This window comes from Halomonas sp. 3F2F, assembly GCF_014897805.1.
Lineage (GTDB): Bacteria > Pseudomonadota > Gammaproteobacteria > Pseudomonadales > Halomonadaceae > Vreelandella.
Genome location: NZ_JABUZE010000139.1, coordinates 1 through 1,155, shown reverse-complemented (window position 1 = coordinate 1,155; position 1,155 = coordinate 1). Strand labels below are relative to the sequence as shown.

Genomic DNA, 1,155 nt, shown 5'->3' with positions numbered 1-1,155 from the left:
TAGGCGATATCGCCAACCGGACAACTAGGCTGACAGAGGGGGTTCCGAACGCAGCGTCTTACCTGATTTACTTGCTAATACCTATTTTATCGACGTGGCTTAGTATTTTACTGAGTAACAAATTAGGTAAGGACGATTTCAAAGCTGGTGAAGTACAAAGCATAGAGCATGCAAATAATAGTTTTTTACCTAGTTATTTGGGATACTTTTTTGTCGCATTAAGCATAGGGAACTGGGAAACTCTAGGATTTGTGTACAGTGTATTGTTCATTTTCACATTCCTTTCGCAGGCTCTTTATTTCAACCCGCTTTTTTTATTATTCGGTCATGAGTTTTACAACATAGCCACAAAGAACGGTACGGCCATATTTCTAATCAGTCGGCACAAATACAAAAGGCCAGATGAAGTTCATATTTCTAAAGCTTATCGAATCAACAATTATACATTTATAGAACGGGGATAATGATATGGATCATGTGCTAGCCAGAGTAAAGCGACTTACAAAGAAACCTTTCTTTAAGCTTGTTTCAGATCACACTTTGTATGAAAATACAAATATTACCCTGGGCAACTGCGTTCAATATGCTCCCGATCATAATCTAGATGAGGACTCATGGTTCAAGGTAGAGCATTTTAGCCAGCAGCCATTTTTCATTGAATTGCTGAAAGGTAATTTTGATTCGAAAGATTTCGATGATTTAAAAAAAGATCAATTTTCTAAAATCGCATATATCCTTGCCATTCAGGATGATGATTTCTATTTTCAGAAAGTCACTTCATCTCTCTTTATAAAGAAAAAAATTATCGGTTTTGGGGAGACAGCAGAAATTGAGAAAAGCGTCAACCGTCTAATAATTAACGAACAGCCTGATGCCATTTATTTCAAAGGTGATGATACGCTAGTTTTTCGAAATTTAGCTACTATTTCTGGGATATTCAAAGGCATTGACTCTCTTTATCGAGAGGCCACAAAGCAGGAAACAGAAACTTTCTTACAGTCAAAATTCATTGAGTTAAAAAACAACTACGATGCAAGTAAAACTTCAATGCCAAATCGAAAGCGCATTGCTTTAGCTATGGATTCTTTAGCTAAAATGTCAGCTCAGGATAAGGTAGACATTCTTTCTTATATTGGTGACTACAGCGATCAAAAA

General features: G+C 36.5%; 2 protein-coding genes. Both read left to right on the top strand.

The window, feature by feature from the left end:
- A partial coding sequence (locus INT21_RS20450; protein WP_226930667.1) for a hypothetical protein occupies positions 1-464 on the top strand: 464 nt, incomplete at its 5' end.
- A 4-nt stretch (positions 465-468) separates the two neighbouring features.
- On the top strand, positions 469-1,155 hold a 687-nt coding region (locus INT21_RS15145; RefSeq protein WP_193085414.1), incomplete at its 3' end, for an ATP F0F1 synthase synthase.